At 67.4% G+C, this 15,582-nt stretch carries 15 protein-coding genes; all 15 read right to left on the bottom strand.

Annotated elements, in window-relative coordinates; genetic code table 11:
- Positions 1-5: 5 nt before the first annotated feature.
- Positions 6-1,676, bottom strand: a complete 1,671-nt coding sequence (locus CS1GBM4_RS04810) for a ribonuclease J (protein WP_186417534.1) — start codon at positions 1,674-1,676, stop codon at positions 6-8.
- A gap of 265 nt (positions 1,677-1,941) precedes the next feature.
- Positions 1,942-2,721: a biotin--[acetyl-CoA-carboxylase] ligase gene (locus CS1GBM4_RS04805; protein ID WP_186417533.1), complete on the bottom strand. Its 780-nt coding sequence runs from the start codon at positions 2,719-2,721 to the stop codon at positions 1,942-1,944.
- A 228-nt stretch (positions 2,722-2,949) separates the two neighbouring features.
- Positions 2,950-4,377, bottom strand: a complete 1,428-nt coding sequence (gene nuoN / locus CS1GBM4_RS04800; protein WP_186417532.1) for an NADH-quinone oxidoreductase subunit NuoN — start codon at positions 4,375-4,377, stop codon at positions 2,950-2,952.
- Positions 4,378-4,388: 11 nt separating this feature from the next.
- On the bottom strand, positions 4,389-5,903 hold the full coding sequence (locus tag CS1GBM4_RS04795; protein WP_186417531.1) for an NADH-quinone oxidoreductase subunit M: 1,515 nt from the start codon (positions 5,901-5,903) through the stop codon (positions 4,389-4,391).
- Between the two features lie 4 nt (positions 5,904-5,907).
- Positions 5,908-7,935 (bottom strand): NADH-quinone oxidoreductase subunit L, encoded by a 2,028-nt coding sequence (nuoL, locus tag CS1GBM4_RS04790; RefSeq protein ID WP_186417530.1) that lies wholly within the window; start codon positions 7,933-7,935, stop codon positions 5,908-5,910.
- Between the two features lie 26 nt (positions 7,936-7,961).
- Positions 7,962-8,270 carry an NADH-quinone oxidoreductase subunit NuoK gene (gene nuoK / locus CS1GBM4_RS04785; protein ID WP_056713315.1) on the bottom strand — a complete coding sequence of 103 codons (309 nt, stop codon included), beginning with the start codon at positions 8,268-8,270 and terminating at the stop codon, positions 7,962-7,964.
- The gene (locus CS1GBM4_RS04780; RefSeq protein WP_186417529.1) at positions 8,267-8,452 is read right to left on the bottom strand and encodes a hypothetical protein; all 186 of its coding nucleotides are present in this window, start codon (positions 8,450-8,452) and stop codon (positions 8,267-8,269) included. The genes nuoK and CS1GBM4_RS04780 overlap by 4 nt, the downstream gene beginning before the upstream one ends.
- Positions 8,452-9,075, bottom strand: a complete 624-nt coding sequence (locus CS1GBM4_RS04775; protein WP_186417528.1) for an NADH-quinone oxidoreductase subunit J — start codon at positions 9,073-9,075, stop codon at positions 8,452-8,454. The genes CS1GBM4_RS04780 and CS1GBM4_RS04775 overlap by 1 nt, the downstream gene beginning before the upstream one ends.
- 128 nt (positions 9,076-9,203) lie before the next feature.
- A complete protein-coding gene (gene nuoI, locus CS1GBM4_RS04770; protein WP_186417527.1) occupies positions 9,204-9,692 on the bottom strand; it encodes an NADH-quinone oxidoreductase subunit NuoI in 489 nt (162 codons plus the stop codon).
- A gap of 20 nt (positions 9,693-9,712) precedes the next feature.
- Positions 9,713-9,952 (bottom strand): hypothetical protein, encoded by a 240-nt coding sequence (locus CS1GBM4_RS04765; RefSeq protein ID WP_186417526.1) that lies wholly within the window; start codon positions 9,950-9,952, stop codon positions 9,713-9,715.
- A complete protein-coding gene (nuoH, locus tag CS1GBM4_RS04760; RefSeq protein ID WP_186417525.1) occupies positions 9,952-10,971 on the bottom strand; it encodes an NADH-quinone oxidoreductase subunit NuoH in 1,020 nt (339 codons plus the stop codon). Before nuoH ends, CS1GBM4_RS04765 begins: the two co-directional genes overlap by 1 nt.
- A 6-nt stretch (positions 10,972-10,977) precedes the next feature.
- Positions 10,978-13,041 carry an NADH-quinone oxidoreductase subunit NuoG gene (nuoG, locus tag CS1GBM4_RS04755; protein ID WP_186417524.1) on the bottom strand — a complete coding sequence of 688 codons (2,064 nt, stop codon included), beginning with the start codon at positions 13,039-13,041 and terminating at the stop codon, positions 10,978-10,980.
- Between the two features lie 4 nt (positions 13,042-13,045).
- The gene (gene nuoF / locus CS1GBM4_RS04750) at positions 13,046-14,350 is read right to left on the bottom strand and encodes an NADH-quinone oxidoreductase subunit NuoF (RefSeq protein ID WP_186417523.1); all 1,305 of its coding nucleotides are present in this window, start codon (positions 14,348-14,350) and stop codon (positions 13,046-13,048) included.
- Positions 14,351-14,361: 11 nt separating this feature from the next.
- On the bottom strand, positions 14,362-15,306 hold the full coding sequence (gene nuoE, locus CS1GBM4_RS04745; RefSeq protein ID WP_186417522.1) for an NADH-quinone oxidoreductase subunit NuoE: 945 nt from the start codon (positions 15,304-15,306) through the stop codon (positions 14,362-14,364).
- A 9-nt stretch (positions 15,307-15,315) separates the two neighbouring features.
- On the bottom strand, positions 15,316-15,582 hold the full coding sequence (locus CS1GBM4_RS04740) for a hypothetical protein (protein WP_186417521.1): 267 nt from the start codon (positions 15,580-15,582) through the stop codon (positions 15,316-15,318).

Below are 15,582 nucleotides of genomic sequence, written 5' to 3'. Positions count from 1 at the left end.
CGATCCTACACCGCGATCACCAGCGCGTTCACCAGCGGCTTCTTGCCCCACTCCTCGTTGACCGCGGCACGCACGCCGCGCTCGAGCGCGTTGCGGACGGCCTCCGGATCGCGGCGCTTGGCCTTGGGCATGCCTTCGATCAGATCCTCGACCGCATCGGCGACGATATCGTCGAAGGGGGTTCCGTCCCTGGCGGCGAGCGGCAGGCCGATCAAGGCGACCTCGGGATCGCCGGCGAGCTCGCCTTTCTCGTCGAGGGCGACCGCGACCGAGATCACTCCGACGAAGGAGAGCCGGCGGCGCTCGGGAATGGTGCGGTCGAGCGCGCCGACCAGCAGCTCGCCATCCTGGTAGAGCCGGCCGTGCCGGACCTCGGTGAGCTTGCGGGCGCCGTCCTCGGCGATCGCAACGACGTCGCCGTTGCCGGCGCGCAGCACGTGCTTGACGCCGAGGCTGCGGGCGAAGCTGGCATGCTCGGTCAAATGCTGGTCCTCGCCATGGGCGGGGATCGCGATCTTCGGCTTCAGCCAGCCATAGAGCCGCGCCAATTCCTCGCGCCGGGGATGGCCGGAGACGTGCACCAGATGCGTACGGTCGGTGATGACCTCGATATTGTCGCGCGCCAGCCGATTCAGGATCGCGCCGACCGCCTTCTCGTTGCCGGGGATGGTGCGCGAGGAGAAGATCACCCGGTCCCCCGCGGCCAGCGCGATCTCCGGATGGTCGTCCGCGGCGATGCGCGACAGGGCGGCGCGGGGCTCGCCCTGGCTGCCGGTCAGGAGCGCGACCACCTTGTCGCGCGGCAGGTAGCCATAGGTCTCGACCGAGCGGAAGGCGGGGATGCCGTCGAGATAGCCGCATTCGCGGGCGACATCGATGACGCGATCCATGGCGCGGCCGACGACGACCACCTCGCGCTGATTGGCCATGGCAGCTTCGGCCACCGCGCGAAGGCGCGCGACGTTCGAGGCGAAGGTGGTGACGGCGACGCGGTTCGGCGCGGTGTGCACGAGCTCGCTGAGCTTGGCGGCGACATCGGCCTCGCTCGGGCTGATGCCGTCGCGCAGGACGTTGGTGGAGTCGCAGACCAGTGCGAGGACGCCCTCGTCGCCGAGCTCGCGCAGGCGCTTCTCGTCGGTCGGCAGGCCGACCTGCGGCGTCGGGTCGATCTTCCAGTCGCCGCTGTGGACGACGAGTCCGGCCGGGGTGCGGATCGCGAGCGCATTCGATTCCGGGATCGAATGGGCCACCGGGACGAATTCGATGTCGAAGGGGCCGAGCGCGAAGCGTCCGCCCTGGGCGACGATGTTCATCTCGACCTTGGGCGCGCCCGGCTCCGACAGGCGCCGCGTCGCCAGCAGTCCGGCGGCGAAGCGCGTGCACCAGACCGGCACGCGCAGCGAGGGCCAGAGCGCGGCAAGCGCCCCGATATGGTCCTCATGGGCGTGGGTGATGACGATGCCGAGCAGGTTGGCCCGGTCCTCGATGATGTAGGTCAGGTCGGGCAGGACGATATCGACGCCCGGCACCTCCGGCCCGGCGAAGGAGAGCCCGCAATCGACCAGGATCCATTTGCGCTTCTTCTCCGGCCCGAAGCCGTAGAGCGCGGCGTTCATGCCGATCTCGCCGAGGCCACCGAGCGGAACGAAGACGAGCTGGTCGCTGGAACGGGTCACGTGGCAGTCCTATCTCAATGCGGGCAGTTCGGCCGGCTCCACCGTCATTCCGGGGCGGCGCGAAGCGACGAGCCCGGAACCCATGAACACCGTGCCTTCAAGGCAGGCGGCCACCGGCGAGCGATACCGAACGCCATCGTGTTCATGGGTTCCGGGCTCGACCCTGCGGGCCGCCCCGGAATGACGAGGGGATCCGCCGGAACGTTTCGGCTCTAGCATGCCCTTGCCGTTGTCTCCATAGCGGCAGGAGCGGCGGAGGCACTGATCAGCCTGCCGGTGCAACGGAGCTGGGCGTCGAGCCGAAATAGAGATCGCCGGCGTCGATCAGGCGCGCGCCTGCTTCCGTGCCAAGCTCAAGCCGCCCGGAGGCGTCGAGGCCGAGGAAGCGGCCGGAGACCGGCCCTTCCGGCAGGCGCATGGTGATGGTCTGGCCGAGATAGGCGGCGCGATCGAGCCAGGCCGCGCGGGTCGGGCCGAAGCCCCCCGGCAGCGACCATGCGCCGAAGCGCCGATGCCAGCTGTCCGACAGGGCTTCCAGCAGGCGTTCGACGCTCGCCTCGGCCGCATGCGCCGCGAGATGCGTCGCGGGATAGGGCGTTCCTTCCGGCGAGGAGGCGACGTTGACCCCGAAACCGATGACGACGCTGAAGTGCCCTGCCCGGCTCTCGCCTTCGAGCAGCAGGCCCGCGGCCTTGGCGCCGCCGATCAGCAGGTCGTTCGGCCATTTCAGGGCGAGCGCCGGCGCGGACAATTCCGTGACCGCCGCGGCCGCGTCATGCAAGGCGAGCCCCGCGACGAAGCCGAGCTGCGGCGCGAGCGCCGGCTCGCAGGGCGCAGCGAGGAGCAGGCTGGCGTAGAGATTGCCCGGCGGCGAGCCCCATTGCCGGCCATGCCGGCCCCGGCCGGCGTTCTGGCTCCTCGCGACGATCCAGAGCCGCCCCGGATCGCCCTCGGCCAGCGCCCGCCGCGCCTCCTCCATCGTCGAGGCGACCGCGTCGCGGACGATCAGGCGGTAGCCGGCGGCGCGTGCGGATTCGCTCAGCATGGCTCGGCTGTCATGCCGGGATGCCGCGGAGCGGCGAGTCCGGAACCCATGAACACGACGCTCGTCCAGACCGTCATGCTTGCCCCTGTGGCGAGCATCCAGGTCTCGAACACCGCATGCGCCGGAAGAAGACGTGGATGGTCGGGACAAGCCCGACCATGACGGAAAGCAGGTGTTCATGGATTCCGGGCCCGGCCCCATGGGCCGTCCCGGAATGGCGGGGGAGCATCAGAACAGCGACTTCGCCGCCGCGGCGGCGGAATCGAACAGCGGCGCCGGCACGAAGGACAACACCAGCACGAACAGCGCCGAGATCAGCAGGACGGTGCGTACGCCGGCATCGCCCTTGTCGAAGGCGGGCCTGGCGTCGTCGAAATAGATCACCTTGACGACGCGCAGGTAATAATAGGCGCCGACGACGCTGGTGACCACGCCGACCACGGCGAGCACATAGAGCTTGGCCTCGATCGCGGCGAGGAAGACGTACCATTTCGCCCAGAAGCCGGCGAGCGGCGGGATGCCGGCGAGCGAGAACATCATCATCGACATCGCGAAGGCCATCCAGCCATTGGTGCGGGACAGGCCGGCGAGCTCGCCGATCTCCTCGACCGGCTTGCCGTCGCGGTTCATCATCAGAACGCAGGCGAAGGCGGCGAGCGTGGTGGCGAGATAGATCGCCATATAGGTCATCACGCCCTGGATGCCGGCAGGCGTGCCGGCGGCGAGGCCGACCAGCGCGTAACCCATGTTGGCGATCGAGGAATAGGCGAGCAGTCGCTTGATGTTGCTCTGGCCGATCGCGGCGAAGGCGCCGAGCGCCATGGAGGCGATCGACATGAAGACGACGATCTGCTGCCAGTCGTGCAGGGCCCCGGGGAAGGCGCCGACGAAGACGCGCACGGTCATCGCCATCGCCGCCATCTTGGGCGCCGAGGCGAAGAAGGCGGCGACCGGGGTCGGGGCGCCTTCATAGACGTCCGGCGTCCACATGTGGAACGGCACGGCCGAGATCTTGAAGGCGACGCCGGCGGCGACGAAGACGAGGCCGATGATCAGGCCGATGCCGGTATGGCCGCCCTTCACCGCCTCGGCGATGCCGGCATAGCTCACCGTGCCGGTGAAGCCGTAGACCAGCGAGCTGCCGTAGAGCAGCATGCCCGAGGAGAGCGCGCCGAGGACGAAGTATTTCAGGCCCGCCTCGGTCGAGCGCGGATTGTCACGGTCGAAGGCGGCGACGACATAGAGCGCGAGCGACTGCAATTCCAAGCCAACGTAAAGACCGATCAGGTCATTGGCAGAGATCATCATCATCATGCCGACGGTGGCGAGAATGACGAGGATCGGGAACTCGAAGCGCATGGCGCCGTCGCGGCGCAGGAAATCCGCCGAAAGCACGATGGCGGCCGCGGCACCGACCAGCGTCAGCACCTTCATGAAGCGGGCGAAGCCGTCGGCGACGAAGGCGCCGTTGAAGGTCACGACCTTGCCTTCGCCGCGCAGGACGAGCACCAGCGCCAGCGCCAGCAGCGCGAGCGCCGCGACCTCGAGCGTGCGCGTCGCGCGGTCGCCCTGAAGTGCGCCATAGAGCACCATGGCGATGGCGCCGAGCGCCAGGACGATTTCGGGAAGCGCGGGGCCGAGTGCAGGCAAGGTCATCGCGGGCAGCCTTATTGCGCGACCAGCATCGCCGTCTTCGCGGCGGTGATGGCGGCCTGATAGTTCTTGATGAGGGCTTCGGTCGGCGCCGCGAAGGCGTCGAGGATCGTGCCGGGGGCGATGCCGTACCAGATCGTCAGCAGGACGAGCGGCGCGAAGATCGCGATCTCGCGGGCGTTGAGGTCGGTGATGGTCTTGAGCTCGGGCTTGGTGAGCTCGCCGAAGACGACGCGGCGATAGAGCCAGAGCGCATAGCCCGCCGAGAGGATGACGCCGGTCGTCGCCAGGAAGGACACCCAGGGATTGGCCTTGAAGGCGCCCATCAGCGTCAGGAACTCGCCGACGAAGCCGGCGGTGCCCGGCAGGCCGACATTGGCCATGGTGAAGATCATGAACACCACCGCATAGAGCGGCATGCGGTTCACCAGCCCGCCATAGGCGGCGATCTCGCGGGTGTGCATGCGGTCGTAGATCACGCCGACACAGAGGAAGAGCGCGCCCGAAACCAGGCCGTGGCTGACCATCTGGAACATCGCGCCCTGGATGCCCTGCGGCGTCAGGGTGAACAGGCCCATGGTGACGAAGCCCATATGCGCCACCGAGGAGTAGGCGATCAGCTTCTTGATGTCCTCCTGCATCAGCGCCACCAGCGAGGTGTAGATGATGGCGATGACGGAGAGCGCGAAGACCAGCGGCGCGAACATCGCCGAGGCGTCAGGGAACATCGGGATCGAGAAGCGGATGAAGCCGTAGCCGCCCATCTTCAGCAGGATCGCGGCCAGGATGACCGAACCCGCCGTCGGCGCCTCGACATGCGCGTCGGGCAGCCAGGTGTGGACCGGCCACATCGGCATCTTCACCGCGAAGGAGGCGAAGAAGGCGAGCCAGAGCCAGGGCTGCATCCGGACCGGGAACTTGTGGGTCAGCAGTGTCGGGATGTCGGTGGTGCCGGCGTTCCAGTACATCGCCATGATGGCGAGCAGCATCAGCACCGAGCCGAGCAGCGTGTAGAGGAAGAACTTGTAGCTGGCGTAGACCCGGCGCTTGCCGCCCCAGATGCCGATGATCAGGAACATCGGGATCAGGCCCGCTTCGAAGAGCAGGTAGAACAGCACGAGGTCGAGCGCGACGAAGACGCCGATCATCAGCGTCTCGAGGATCAGGAACGCGACCATGTATTCGCGCACCCGCTTCTCGACCGAGGTCCAGGACGCCAGGATGCAGAACGGCATCAGGAAGGCGGTGAGGACCACGAAGGGGAAGGAGAAGCCGTCGACGCCGAGCTTGAACCTGATGGCGTCGGAGACCCAGGCATGGGTCTCGACCATCTGGAAGCCGGGATTGGCCGGGTCGAACAGGCTCCAGGCATAGAGCGCGAGGAAGAAGTTCGCGGTCGTGAAGAACATCGCCGCCCAGCGGGCGTTCGAGCCGACCGCGGCCTCGTCGCCGCGCTGCACCAGGATGAAGGCGGCGCCGACCAGCGGCAGGACCAGGAGACCGGTGAGGATACCGAAACCGAAGGACATCATCTCACCCGCGGGCCATGAGGTACCAGGTCACCAGCCCGGCAACGCCGATCAGCATGGCGAAGGCATAGTGGTAGACGTAGCCGGTCTGCAGCCGCACGACCCGGTTGGTCACGTCGACGACGCGGGCCGAGACCCCGTCGGGGCCGAGGCCATCGATGACGAGGCCGTCGCCCTTCTTCCAGAGGAAGCGGCCGAGCCATTTGGCCGGGCGCACGAACAGGAAGTCGTAGATCTCGTCGAAATACCACTTGTTGAGCAGGAAGCCGTAGAGCACCGGGTTGGCTGCGGCGAGCTTGCCGGGCACCTCCGGGCGCAGCACGTACATGTAGAGCGCCAGCAGGAAGCCGATCAGCATCGCGACGAAGGGCGACCAGACCACCCATTTCGGCACGTCGTGCATGGCGTGCAGGATGTGGTTGTCCTTGCCGGTGAACAGCGCCGCCTTCCAGAAGTGCTCGTAGTCGTGGCCGATGAAGGCCTCCTTGAAGGCGTAGCCGGCCGCGAGCGCGCCGAGCGACAGCACGGCGAGCGGGATCAGCATGACGAGCGGGCTCTCATGCGGCTGGTGGTCGTGGTGGTCATGAGCGTGATCGTCGTGGCCATGCGCGGCATGGGCGTGATCATCGGCGCCGTGACCGTGCGCATGGGCGTCGTGACCATGGCCGTGGCCGGCCCAGCGCGGCGCGCCCTCGAAGGTCATGAAATAGAGCCGCCAGGAGTAGAACGAGGTCATCAGGGCGGCGACGACCAGGAGCACGAAGGCATAGGAGCTGGCGAAGCCGCCATGCGCGGTCGAGGCATAGGCGCTCTCGATGATCGCGTCCTTCGAGAAGTAGCCGGCGAAGAGCGGGAAGCCTGTCAGCGCCAGCGTGCCGATCGTCATGGCCGCAGCGGTGAACGGAATGTACTTCCTGAGGCCGCCCATGTTCCGCATGTCCTGCTCGTGATGCATCGCATGGATGACCGAGCCGGCGCCCAGGAACAGCAGCGCCTTGAAGAAGGCGTGGGTGAACAGGTGGAAGATGCCGGCCGAATAGGCGCCGACGCCGAGCGCGACGAACATGTAGCCGAGCTGCGAGCAGGTCGAATAGGCGATGACGCGCTTGATGTCGTTCTGCACCAGGCCAACGGTCGCGGCGAAGAAGGCGGTGGTGGCGCCGATGACGACGACGACGGTCAGCGCGACCGGGGCGTATTCGAAGATCGGCGACAGGCGCGCCACCATGAAGACGCCGGCGGTGACCATGGTCGCGGCATGGATCAGCGCCGAGACCGGGGTCGGGCCCTCCATCGCGTCCGGCAGCCAGGTGTGCAGCAGGAACTGCGCCGACTTGCCCATGGCGCCCATGAACAGCAAGAGGCAGGTCAGGGTCAGCGCGTTCCACTCATAGCCGAGGAAGCGGAAGGTCTGCGAGGTCATCTCGCCGACCTTCGGGAAGATCGCGTCGAAGGTGACGGCGCCGAACAGCACGAAGATCAGGAAGATGCCGAGCAGGAAGCCGAAATCGCCGACGCGGTTGACGACGAAGGCCTTGATCGCGGCGGCGTTGGCCGAAGGCTTCTGGTACCAGAAGCCGATCAGCAGATAGGAGGCGAGGCCGACGCCCTCCCAGCCGAAGAACATCTGGACGAGGTTGTCAGCCGTCACCAGCATCAGCATGGCGAAGGTGAACAGCGAGAGATAGGCGAAGAAGCGCGGCCGCGACGGATCCTCGTGCATGTAGCCGATCGAATAGACGTGCACGAGCGAGGAGACGGTGTTGACGACCACCAGCATGACCGCGGTCAGCGTGTCGATGCGAAAGGCCCAGTCGACGCGCAGATCGGCCGAGGCGAGCCAGGTCGCGACCTGGACGCGGGTGGTGCCGGGACCGAAGCCGACCTGGAACAGGGCGATCCAGGACAGGACGCCCGAGATCAGCAGCAGCGTGGTGGTGACGATCTCCGAGGCGCGGGCGCCGATCAGCCGGCCGAAGAGGCCGGCGATGAGGAAGCCGATCAGGGGGAGGAAGACGATCGCTTGATACATGGCAGGTTACGGGCGCGTTTCCGCGCTCAGCCTTTCATCATGTTGATGTCTTCCACCGCGATCGTGCCGCGGTTGCGGAAGTAGACGACGAGGATGGCGAGCCCGATCGCGGCCTCGGCGGCAGCGACGGTCAGCACCAGCAGCGCGAAGACCTGGCCGACGATGTCGTTCAGGAAGCTCGAGAAGGCGACGAAGTTGAGGTTGACCGAGAGCAGGATCAGCTCGACCGACATCAGGATGACGATGACGTTCTTGCGGTTGATGAAGATGCCGAGCACGCCGAGCGTGAACAGGATCGCGGCGACCGCGAGGTAGTGGCCCAGGCCGATCATCAATTCTGCCTCCGCCGCGCAAATCCGCGGTTCTTCGTCATGAGAATGCCGCGGTGATCCTTCAGCCAGGCGAAGGCGAGCATTCCGGCGATCGCGGTCACGATTCCGATAAACGAGCCGATGGCCCATTCAGGCAGGATCGCCCATTGCTGCAGGAGATTTGGCGTGTGCGATGAATTCATCATCACGCCATCTCCTCGGGAACGCCGGCGCGCGAAGGCACCGTCTTCACATCCATCGCCGCCGCCTTGGTGCGGGCGTTCTGGGCCGGAATGTTCTGGCGCTTGACGCCGGGACGGTCGCGCAGGGTCAGCACGATCGCGCCGATCATCGCGACCAGCAGGACCAGGCCGGCCGCCTGGAAGTAGTAGATGTACTTGGTGTACAGCACCTGGCCGAGCGCGGCGGTGTTGGTGACGTTCGCCGGAATCGCCGCGACCGGCGCGCGCACGATCTGCGGGTCGATCACCCAGGCGCCGACGACGAGCAGCAGCTCGACCGCGAAGATCAGGCCGATCAGGCCGCCGATCGGCAGATATTGCAGGAAGCCCTGGCGCAGCTCGGCGAAGTCGACGTCGAGCATCATCACCACGAAGAGGAAGAGCACCGCGACGGCGCCGACATAGACGACCACCAGCAGCATCGCCAGGAACTCGGCCCCGAGCAGCAGGAACAGGCCCGCCGCGTTGACGAAGGCGAGGATCAGGAACAACACGGAATGCACCGGGTTGCGCGCCGAAATCACCATCAGCGCCGAGGCGATGGTGACGCCCGAGAAGAGATAGAAGAAAGCCGCTGCGGCATTCATCTTCGCCAGCCTTTCCGCCCTTGCGGGCGGCCCTCGTTTCGTCAAACGGCGGGTCGACTCCCGCCGCAGTTCGGAGCGTCTATAGTCAGGCCCGCCTAGCGCGACAACCGCGCGACGGACCGCAATCCTCAGCGATAGGGCGCATCCATCGCGATGTTGCGCGCGATCTCGCGCTCCCAGCGGGCGCCGTTGTCGAGCAGCTTGTCCTTGTCGTAGAACAGCTCCTCGCGCGTCTCCGTGGCGAACTCGAAATTCGGGCCCTCGACGATGGCGTCGACCGGGCAGGCCTCCTGGCAGAAGCCGCAATAGATGCACTTCGTCATGTCGATGTCGTAGCGCGTGGTGCGGCGCGTGCCGTCATTGCGGCGCGGGCCGGCCTCGATCGTGATCGCCTGCGCCGGGCAGATCGCCTCGCAGAGCTTGCAGGCGATACAGCGCTCCTCGCCGTTCGGATAGCGGCGCAGCGCATGCTCACCGCGGAAGCGCGGCGAGAGCTGCCCCTTCTCGAAGGGATAGTTCAGCGTCGCCTTCGGCTTGAAGAAATAGCGCATCGACAGGACGAAAGCGCCGACGAACTCCTTGAGGAGCAGTCCCTTGGCGGCTTGCGCGAGTGACATCTTCCCGTCCTTCTCTCGTCTCAGCCAAACACTGTCCGGCCGACCAGGTAACCGACGATGGGCAGCCCGCCCACCGAAACCACCAGCACCGCCGCCTTCAGGAGGCGGATGCGCCGTTCGTAGTCATCCTTCTCGGCCTGCGTCCGCGAAGTGTCGGTGCGGCGCAACGCACCGAACACGACGCCCGTGACGAGCCGATACTCGATCAGGCCGACGACGAAGCCGATCAGGGCTCCGATCAGGCCGGCCTGCCCCGCCATCAGGGCGCGGGGCCCCAGCCGGTGATCTGCAGCACCGCGGCCACCACGACGACCGAGACCAGCGAGAGCGGCAGGAAGACCTTCCAGCCCAGCCGCATCAGCTGGTCGTAGCGGTAGCGCGGCACGAAGGCCTTCACCATCGCGAACATGAAGAAGACCAGGCAGACCTTGAGCGCGAACCAGAACACGCCCGGCAGCCAGGTGAAGGGCGCGATCGGGAACGGCGGCAGCCAGCCGCCGAGGAACAGGATCGTGGTCAGCGAGCACATGGTCATGATCGCCACGTATTCGCCGAGCATGAACAGCAGATACGGGGTCGAGGAGTACTCGACCATGAAGCCGGCGACGAGCTCCGATTCCGCCTCCGGCAGGTCGAAGGGCGGCCGGTTCGTCTCGGCCAGCGCCGAGATGAAGAAGACCACGAACATCGGGAAGAGCGGCAGCCAGTACCAGCCGAACAGGCCCGCCTTCGAGTTCTGCGCCTCGACGATCGCCGAGAGGTTGAGCGAGCCGACGCAGAGCAGCACGGTGATGATCACGAAGCCGATCGAGACCTCGTAGGAGACCATCTGCGCCGCCGAGCGCAGGGCGCCGAGGAACGGGTATTTCGAGTTCGAGGCCCAGCCGCCCATGATGACGCCGTAGACGCCGAGCGAGGAGATCGCGAAGATGTAGAGGATGCCGACATTGATGTCGGCGATCGCCCAGCCTTCGGCCACCGGGATCACCGCCCAGGCCGCCAGGGCGAGCACGCAGGAGACCAGCGGCGCCAGCAGGAACACGCCCTTGTTGGAGCCCGACGGGACGATCGGCTCCTTGAAGACGAATTTCAGCAGGTCGGCGAAGCTCTGGAACAGGCCGAAGGGGCCGACCACGTTCGGGCCGCGGCGCAGCTGCACCGCCGCCCAGACCTTGCGGTCGGCGAGCAGGATATAGGCGATGAAGACCAGGAGGCAGACCAGCAGCAGCAGGCTCTTGCCGGCGATGATCGCGAGGTCGAGGACGAGGTCCCAGTTCATCTGAGGCTACTCCGCCGCCTGGCGCATGCGGCCGGAAGCCAGCGCCGAGCATTCCGCCATCACCGCCGAAGCGCGGGCGATCGGGTTCGTGGTGTAGAAGTCGCTGACGGCCGGGACGAAGCCGGCCTTGTCGGTGGCGCCGCCCTGGCCGGCCAGCCGCGCCAGCCCGGCGCGGTCGCCTTCCGCCACCGTGTCGACGGCGGCGAAATGGGGATGCGCGGCGTAGAGCTCGCGCCGCAGCGCCGACAGCGAGTCGAAGGGCAGCGGCTTGCCGAGCGACGCGGAGAGCGCCCGCAGGATCGCCCAGTCCTCCTTGGCCTCGCCGGGCGGGAAGGTGGCGCGGGCCGCCATCTGCACCCGCCCCTCGGTGTTGACATAGGTACCGGACTTCTCGGTGTAGGCGGCGCCCGGCAGGATCACATCGGCGCGATGCGCGCCGCGATCGCCATGGCTGCCCTGATAGATCACGAAGGCGCCGGCCGGCACCTCGATCTCGTCGGCACCGAGCAGGAAGAGCACGTCGAGCGCCCCGGCCGCCGTCATGCCGGCGACGTCGAGGCCGCCCTGCCCCGGCACGAAGCCGAGATCGAGGGCGCCGACGCGGGCGGCCGCCGTATGCAGCACGCCGAAGCCGTTCCAGCCGTCCTTGACCGCGCCGAGGACCTCGGCGGCCTTGGCCGCGAGCGAGAGCACGGCGGCGCCGTCGGCGCGGGCGAGAGCACCCTGCCCGACCAGCACCATCGGCCGCTCGCCGGCGACGCCCGCACGCCTGACCAGATCGGCCAGCGTCTCCGGCCCGGCGCCGAGATGGTCGTAGGCGTAGGTCAGGTCGACCTTCTCGCCGATCAGCGAGACCTTGAAGTCGCCGCGCAGCCAGCGCTTGCGGACGCGGGCATTGACGATCGGCGCCTCGCGGCGCGGGTTCGAGCCGATGATCAGCAGCGAGGTCGCATCCTCGATGCCGGCGATGCCGCTGTTGAGGATGTAGCTGGCGCGGCCGAAGCCCGGATCGAGCTTCGCCCCGTCCTGGCGGCAATCGAGATTGCTCGAGCCGAGGCCGGCGATGAGCGCCTTGAGCGCATAGATCTCCTCGACCGCTGCGAGGTCGCCGGCGATGGCGCCGATGCGCTCCGGCTTGGCGGCCTTGAGCCTGGAGGCGACCAGCGCGAGCGCCTCGCTCCAGCTCGCCGGGCGCAACGCGCCGTTCTCGCGGATATAGGGCCGGTCGAGCCGCTGAGTCTTGAGCCCGTCGGCGATGTGGCGGGGCTTGTCGGAGATCCACTCCTCGTTCACCGCCTCGTTGACGCGCGGCAGCACGCGCATCACCTCGCGGCCACGCAAGTCGACCCGGATCGCCGAGCCGACCGCGTCCATCACGTCGATGGATTCGGTCTTGGTCAGCTCCCAGGGGCGGGCCTTGTTCTGGTAGGGCTTGGAGGTCAGGGCTCCGACCGGGCAGAGGTCGACGACATTGCCCTGCAGCTCCGAGCTCATCGCCTGCTCGAGATAGGTGGTGATCTCCATGTCCTCGCCGCGGCCGATCGCGCCGAGATCGGTGGCGCCGGCGACCTCGGTGGTGAAGCGGACGCAGCGCGTGCACTGGATGCAGCGGTTCATCGAGGTCCGGACCAGCGGGCCGACATATTTGTCCTCGACGGCGCGCTTGTTCTCGGCGAAGCGCGAGGTGTCGACGCCATAGGCCATGGCCTGGTCCTGCAGGTCGCACTCGCCGCCCTGGTCGCAGATCGGGCAGTCGAGCGGGTGGTTGATGAGCAGGAACTCCATCACCCCTTCGCGCGCCTTCTTGACCATGGGCGACTTGGTCAGCACGACCGGCGGCTCGCCGTTCGGGCCGGGACGCAGGTCGCGCACGCCGATGGCGCAGGACGCCTGCGGCTTCGGCGGGCCACCCTTCACCTCGACCAGGCACATGCGGCAATTGCCGGCGATCGAGAGCCGCTCGTGGAAGCAGAAGCGCGGCATCTCGGCGCCCGCCGCCTCGCAGGCCTGGAGCACGGTGTACTCCGGCGGAACGTCGACCTCGATGCCGTCGATGAGGAGTTTGGTCATGGTTTCACTCCGCCGCCATGAGCCGGACCGGCTCGCTGTGCGGGTTGGCGGCATAGTCGTCGATGCGCTGCTCGATCTCGTGGCGGAAATGGTTGATCAGGCCCTGGATCGGCCAGGCGGCAGCATCGCCCAGCGCGCAGATGGTGTGGCCCTCGATCTGCTTGGACACGTCGAGCAGCATGTCGATCTCGCGCTTCTGGGCGCGGCCTTCGGCCATGCGGCTGACGACGCGCCACATCCAGCCCGTGCCCTCGCGGCAGGGCGTGCACTGGCCGCAGCTCTCATGCTTGTAGAAATAGCTGATGCGAGCGATGGCGCGGACGATGTCGGTCGACTTGTCCATGACGATCACCGCCGCCGTGCCGAGGCCGGACTTCAGCTTGGAGAGCGAGTCGAAATCCATCGGCGTGTCGATGATCTGCTCGGCCGGCACCATGCGCACCGAGGAGCCGCCGGGGATGACCGCCTTGAGATTGTCCCAGCCGCCGCGGATGCCGCCGCAATGGCGGTCGATCAGCTCGCGGAAGGTCAGCCCCATCGCCTCCTCGACATTGCAGGGCTTGTTCACATGGCCCGAGATGCAGAACAGCTTGGTGCCGACATTGTTGGGCGTGCCGATCGAGGAGAACCAGCTGGCGCCGCGGCGCAGGATGGTCGGCGCGACCGCGATCGACTCGACGTTGTTGACGGTTGTGGGGCAGCCATAGAGGCCGACATTGGCCGGGAAAGGCGGCTTCAGCCGCGGCATGCCCTTCTTGCCCTCGAGGCTCTCCAGCAGCGCCGTCTCTTCGCCGCAGATATAGGCGCCGGCCCCGTGATGCACATAGAGATCAAAGGGATAGCCGTGCTTGTTGTTCTTGCCGATGAGGTTCGCCTCATAGGCCTCGTCGACGGCGCGCTGCAGCGCCTCGCGCTCGCGGACATATTCGCCGCGGATGTAGATATAGGCCGCGTTGGCGCCCATGGCGAAAGAGGCGATCAGGCAGCCCTCGACCAGCGTATGCGGGTCGTTGCGCATGATCTCGCGGTCCTTGCAGGTGCCCGGCTCCGACTCGTCGGCGTTGACGACGAGATAGTGCGGGCGCCCGTCGCTCTGCTTGGGCATGAACGACCATTTCAGCCCGGTCGGGAAGCCGGCGCCGCCGCGCCCGCGCAGGCCCGACTTCTTCATCTCGTCGATGATCCAGTCGCGCCCCTGCTCGAGCAGGAACTTGGTGCCGTCCCAGGCGCCGCGCTGCATGGCGGCCTTCAGCCCGGCGTCGTGCAGGCCGTAGAGATTGGTGAAGATGCGGTCGCGATCAGCGAGCATGGCTCTCTACCTCACTCTTCCGACTTGGGCTTGGCGGCCCGCTTGCGTGCCGGCGCCTTGGCGGGCGTATCCTTGATCGCCTTGCCCGTCGCGGAGGGCGTGTCCTGCGCGGCGTTGGCCGGCTGCTTCGGCGCGGACGGCTTCGGCCGGCCGGGCGCGGCCGCCTCGGGCGCCGGCGTGGTCTTGACGTCGGTCGGGCCGGCCTTGCTCGCGGCGGCGGCCGCCTCGGCTTCCGCCTTGGCCTTGGCCTCGGCCGCGGCCTTCTCGCTGGCGATCTTGATCGCGGCTTCCTCGCGCTGCGTCGTGATGCGCGCCTGCCAGTCGCCGGCGCCGATCATCGAGCCGTCATAGAGCGCGGCGTCCTTCAGCGTCTCGCCGCCGCCGAGCGGCTCCGAGCAGGAGCGGTCGACCTGAGGGCCGGGCTTGACCGGGCGCCCCTCGCGCAGGTCGCCGAGCAGCTTGCGGAAGTTCTCGGGGGTCAGGTCTTCGTAATAGTCGAAATTGATCTGCGCCATCGGCGCGTTGCAGCAAGCGCCGAGGCACTCGACCTCGAGCCAGGACAACTTGCCGTCGGCGGTGACCGTCGATTGCGGGCCGATCACCTCCTCGCAGACCTTCTTCAGCGCCTCGGCGCCGCGCAGCGCGCAAGGCGTCGTGCCGCAGAGCTGGACGAAATGCTCGCCCACCGGCTGCAGGTTGAACATGGTGTAGAAGGTCGCGACCTCCAGCACCCGCATCGGCGCCATGCCGAGCTTCTTCGCCACCGCCTCGATCGCGGCGCGCGGCAGCCAGCCGTGATGCTGCTCCTGCGCCTTCCACAAAAGCGGGATCACGGCCGAAGCCTGGCGGCCTTCGGGGTATTTGGCGATCTGCTGGTCGGCCCAGTTCTCGTTCGCCGCAGTGAAGGCGAAGGAGGCCGGCTGAACATGATCGGGTGCGAGGCGGCGGACAGACATTCGGTGCTCTCAACCCTGGCAATAGCTTCGATAATGGGCGGCGGCGCGCGGTAACGCCGGCGCGCAGCGCCCATAGTTCGGATCCTGGCCGCCGCAGCTGCAGCTGTAGACCGGGTCCGTGCAACGGCGCACATAGATCCAGGAACACCAGCTCACATAGCCGGGTTGATCCTTGGCGACGTAGCGGTACCCGGCACCTTCGAGCTGCTGATAGGTCGGCCGCGACTGCGCCGACGCGCCGCAAGCGGCGATCGTGCATCCGAGCAGACCGATCAA

Origin of the sequence: Allobosea sp. CS1GBMeth4 (genome assembly GCF_900185715.1) — a bacterium.
In the GTDB taxonomy this organism is placed as follows: Bacteria; Pseudomonadota; Alphaproteobacteria; order Rhizobiales; family Beijerinckiaceae; genus Allobosea.
The sequence above is the reverse complement of the archived record's forward strand: the minus strand, read 5'-3'. Positions and strand labels throughout refer to the sequence as shown.

Bases quoted from the DNA above. Each gene is read 5' to 3' on its own strand.
- CS1GBM4_RS04805 (WP_186417533.1), bottom strand. From the start codon at position 2,721: ATGCTGAGCGAATCCGCACGCGCCGCCGGCTACCGCCTGATCGTCCGC.
- nuoN (WP_186417532.1), bottom strand. From the start codon at position 4,377: ATGACCTTGCCTGCACTCGGCCCCGCGCTTCCCGAAATCGTCCTGGCG.
- CS1GBM4_RS04795 (WP_186417531.1), bottom strand. From the start codon at position 5,903: ATGTCCTTCGGTTTCGGTATCCTCACCGGTCTCCTGGTCCTGCCGCTG.
- nuoL (WP_186417530.1), bottom strand. From the start codon at position 7,935: ATGTATCAAGCGATCGTCTTCCTCCCCCTGATCGGCTTCCTCATCGCC.
- CS1GBM4_RS04780 (WP_186417529.1), bottom strand. From the start codon at position 8,452: ATGATGAATTCATCGCACACGCCAAATCTCCTGCAGCAATGGGCGATC.
- CS1GBM4_RS04775 (WP_186417528.1), bottom strand. From the start codon at position 9,075: ATGAATGCCGCAGCGGCTTTCTTCTATCTCTTCTCGGGCGTCACCATC.
- nuoI (WP_186417527.1), bottom strand. From the start codon at position 9,692: ATGTCACTCGCGCAAGCCGCCAAGGGACTGCTCCTCAAGGAGTTCGTC.
- CS1GBM4_RS04765 (WP_186417526.1), bottom strand. From the start codon at position 9,952: ATGGCGGGGCAGGCCGGCCTGATCGGAGCCCTGATCGGCTTCGTCGTC.
- nuoH (WP_186417525.1), bottom strand. From the start codon at position 10,971: ATGAACTGGGACCTCGTCCTCGACCTCGCGATCATCGCCGGCAAGAGC.
- nuoG (WP_186417524.1), bottom strand. From the start codon at position 13,041: ATGACCAAACTCCTCATCGACGGCATCGAGGTCGACGTTCCGCCGGAG.
- nuoF (WP_186417523.1), bottom strand. From the start codon at position 14,350: ATGCTCGCTGATCGCGACCGCATCTTCACCAATCTCTACGGCCTGCAC.
- nuoE (WP_186417522.1), bottom strand. From the start codon at position 15,306: ATGTCTGTCCGCCGCCTCGCACCCGATCATGTTCAGCCGGCCTCCTTC.